Source organism: Chroococcidiopsis sp. (assembly GCF_051657925.1).
Lineage (GTDB): Bacteria > Cyanobacteriota > Cyanobacteriia > Cyanobacteriales > Chroococcidiopsidaceae > Chroococcidiopsis.
In genome coordinates, this window is record NZ_JBOFLP010000193.1 from 1 (window position 1) to 3,960 (window position 3,960).

Genomic DNA, 3,960 nt, shown 5'->3' on the forward strand with positions numbered 1-3,960 from the left:
ATTTGAATGTAGTTCAGCAATCCCCACTCTCGATCTAAGTGTTGCGCGCGTAAAGCCTCAACTGCTTTGGATAGTAGAAAATCATCTTCTCCCCAATAAACGTGTACTGGCATAATGTATAAAAATTATAATTTTGATAATTTCAGCGCCAGCTGTTTCGTTGTCTGAAAATTATTTGACCGCTCGGTGTATTCTACAAAAACTTAGCAAGCTAGAAGCATAGAGCAACACAAAACTTCTGGGAGAAGTTAGTTTTTTTTGCAGTAGGGACAGTAGTATTTTGGATTATGTCTGCGTTTGAGTTCGCGTTCCAAAGTTCTAGTACCGTTACGCCAGTGGCGAACTAGTTTTAGTTCCCTGCCATACTGAAAGACAGCAGCGCGACAAATTTTTGCTCCTTGTCCATTTTTGTGCTGTTCTAGTCGTTTCTTCAAACTGCTAGATGTAAAACCTAAGTAGTGGCAAGCTTGTCCTCGCCTAGAGTTTGGGTTGCCTATAGGTTTACCAAAACAAATGAGATACACATAACTCATAAGTTTTGACTCGCCTACACCAGACGAGTCATCCTCCTATCTTTTTTGGCTGCGTAAATTTCTGCGTACTATTGCTTTAGTCGCGATACATTGAGATGACTAACGCCCTGGCGACAAACTGGTGTTGGCGATCGCTGTTTGCTGAATTGGTTGCGCGATCGCTACCTTGAAATAACCGCTCGAATGAGAGAGCAGTACTCCGTTTTAAGAGCTGCTTGTATATAGAGCGTTGTCATGCCTTCACTACATAAAAATGCTGGCAAATAATGATGCTTGCTTCTGCGTGTGGCTTTTGTGCTACAATTACCGCTTTACGTTTAGAGTGAATTGCTATTAATACGAGATGTAATTAGAGAAAATTTAATAATAAAGCTATTTGAATTAACTCTTTAATTAGCTTTTTCTATAATTATTAAATGGCAATCAACATCAGTATACCTAACGCTATTGACGAATAGCCCGTAGGGTAAATCGGTAGCTTGAGCGCCGACCGTCTTCAGCCAATTTCTAAAGTATTTGTCGAGGTTACTGTTATGTTGCCAGGGGGACGAACTGCATAGAGATACTAGTCTACCTCCTGGTTTTAGACATTTATAAGCCTTGATAGTGTGGCTGACTTGTAATGAGAATGGGGGATTTTGGACGATCCTGTCATACTTACATTCGAGATTAGGGGTAGTGAGAAAGTCAGAACCGATCGCTAGAAGATTTTGTAAAGTGAGAATCAGTTGTAGCTCTGAAATTGGTTCGATGACTTCGACTATTGCACCGAGATTTTGTAATTCAAGAGCGAGATTTCCAGTTCCAGCACTCGGTTCGAGGCAAAGGCAGCCAGGAGTAATATTGGCGTTTTCTATAAGGATTTCTACTACCCACGGCGGAGAAAGAAATACATCTTTACGATTGAGAATGCTATCAGCTATTGCGATCGGTAAATTTAATAGATCCATTGCCTTGTTGCTCAAGGGTATTTCTCTCGGTAATTGCTTGCGTGACAAAGCGATCGCGCAGTGCGTCAAGTCCTTCCAGATATTGCATTACGCAAGTTGGTCCTCCAACTTGGTACAGCGCGATCGCATCTGACCATTCTTTGGCAGATGCTTGCTTATCCTGAAGAATGGCAACAACTGCTGCTGGAAGATTGATGGATAAGCCTGTTTCTGAGTCGTGATAGACTACGGTTTCAGAAAGCAATTCTCTTTCGCTAAGAACTTCACCTGTTTTGGACAAGTTAATTCGATGCAGTTGTGCCGTTATTCCCGATAGCGGTAAGCTATGTTGGCTAGTTTTAGCGGGATTTTTATTTTGGTTTTGACAGCGATTCTTCCGAACGATAACGGGATTATTTGGTGTTTGAATGCTATAAATTTGGGGAATTTCTAAAGATAGCTGTCCTTGAAGCTTATAAGTGGTAGTGTGTTTTTCGGGAGCGATAATTCTATAGCTGTAGTCTGCACTAGAGCGGGGATCTCCAAATTTTCTAAGTTTTACTCTGACTTGATGAAAAATCTGACCTCGAACGTAACTATCCGCAGATAGAATTGATAATGGCGTGTCTCCACTCCATTCAATCGTAACTATGCGATCGCCCGACAAACCTTCATAAATATCTGTAATTCTGGCATAGGAACGACAGGCAATAAACTTATTAACCCACTCTTTTTGCTTTTTGTTTAGTCTGGGTTTTCTATAGCTTTTCTTTTTTGTCTTCATAGTGCTGCTTTAGTTTTGCTAGTGAAATCTGCATAAGTCTTCTATTTATGCAGATTTACTAAGGGGAATCTTTAAAAAAGAGATAGCTGTACTTTTCGGATGCCAAGAATTTCAGGTGCAATTAAGGAAAGAATTTCTTGACGTTTTTGAGCAACGATTTCTAAGTAATACCCACTGGAATAGGAACCGCAATTGGTTATCCCTTCAATACCTTGGTAAAAAGTGACAACTTCTCCCGTACTGCCCAGACGCAGAAGATTTTTTTCACCTTTTTTGATTTTGCGGGTGATTTGTAGTTTAGAGATGGGAAAGCTACCAGAGCTAAGCTGTTCTTTGATAGATTGGTAATACGTCTCTGCTGTTTGGGGATTGTCCAGAAAGTGGGTCAGGTATTGTAGGGGAAATTCCTTTTCTAGTTGCGAGCGATCGCGCTTGCGCCAGATCCCCTTAGCAGTGACACTGCCATCATCGTGCCAGAGGATGTAGTTTTTCGCGCCGCGTTCGGGGACGAACATAGCAGTGGCTTGAGTTTCAAGTTCGATGTCGATCCCTTCAGGCATTACCGCTTGCAAACTTTGATAAACTTGCACTGGCTGGGGATGGCTGAAGAAGATACCGTCGGTGTCGCTCTCAACTTGGATACCTCCTTGCTTTTCAATAAATGCGATCGCGAACCGGAGTATGCGCCTGCCGTAGGCAGTGACGAGTGCAGCAGCTTCCATGTCGTTGAAGCTCAATCCAGAAGTGCCTAAAAAGCCAAACAAGGAGTTAATCGTGACTTTGAGGGCGCTTTGGGCATGACTGGCATCTACGTCTCCAGCTTTTGCCAGTTGCTTGAGCCGGAGCCGTTCTTGGGTCAGATACTCAAGAATGCTCAATCCCACTCGGCGCGGATCTTTACCAGAGCAGATGCCGTACTTGAGCATGATGCTGGGGTACAGGCTAGCCACATCAATTTTGGCAACGTTACGGTGCAATCCTGGAACTGAAATTACTAGACCGCCATCGAACTGCATTTTTCGGTCGGCTGTCGGTCGAAGGGTGGGATATTGGTTTTCCAGCACCCGCTGCCATTTCGTGCCGTTACCCGTGAGGGCGAGTTGTTGCAGGTTCATTCTGGGTACGACTAGAGATTCGTAGTAGTATGAAGGCACCAGCTTGTCAGCGATCGATTTAGTGTCTTCTAGGTCAAAGATGAGATATTGGCGGATTTTTGCCCAGCCTTGACTCTCCGCTCCTTGTTGCCAGCATTCTAGGATTTGTTGGTATGGCAGAACCAATCGCTGTTGTCGGCGCAATCCCATTTCTAACACTGCTCGTTTGAGCGAACGAGCGTTGTGAAGGCATTTATTGACATAATCCCATCTGAGAACGCAGATATAAACATCTACGTGTTGGCTGCCTTTGACGTACACCTGATGAATTTTTAACGGCTGACCGAATACTTGTGCTGTTTGGATTGTCCGTAACTTGTCTGCAATTTTGAAGGGATGTCGAATGTTGTATTTTTCACATCTAGCGATGAGAAAAGGTAGGTCGAATTGCGTGCCGTTAAAGCTAAGGATTACATCCGCACAATACCCCCAAACGTGCCTGACAAATTTCTGTAATAAACTACTTTCATCTGACTCCATAAATATCGTGGCTTGCCAATTTTCATCCATGCAACCAATGGCGTATATGCGATCGTTTTGGCTGGAGAGTCCTGAAGTTT

The 3,960-nt window shown here is 43.3% G+C and carries 4 protein-coding genes and 1 pseudogene; all 5 read right to left on the reverse strand.

Annotation, left to right across the window (positions count from 1 at the left end; translation table 11 throughout):
- Nucleotides 1-113, reverse strand: a pseudogene (locus ACRC32_RS15420) (DNA polymerase III subunit delta); the annotation flags it as partial.
- Between the two features lie 135 nt (nucleotides 114-248).
- Nucleotides 249-533, reverse strand: a complete 285-nt coding sequence (locus tag ACRC32_RS15425; protein WP_015163184.1) for a GIY-YIG nuclease family protein — start codon at nucleotides 531-533, stop codon at nucleotides 249-251.
- 389 nt (nucleotides 534-922) lie between these two features.
- Complete coding sequence (locus ACRC32_RS15430; protein WP_438554798.1) at nucleotides 923-1,483, reverse strand: hypothetical protein; 561 nt, start codon at nucleotides 1,481-1,483, stop codon at nucleotides 923-925.
- A complete protein-coding gene (locus ACRC32_RS15435; RefSeq protein ID WP_438554799.1) occupies nucleotides 1,449-2,246 on the reverse strand; it encodes a hypothetical protein in 798 nt (265 codons plus the stop codon). Before ACRC32_RS15435 ends, ACRC32_RS15430 begins: the two co-directional genes overlap by 35 nt.
- Nucleotides 2,247-2,317: 71 nt before the next feature.
- Nucleotides 2,318-3,960: DNA polymerase domain-containing protein (locus ACRC32_RS15440; protein ID WP_438554800.1), on the reverse strand; the 1,643-nt coding region annotated here is incomplete at its 5' end.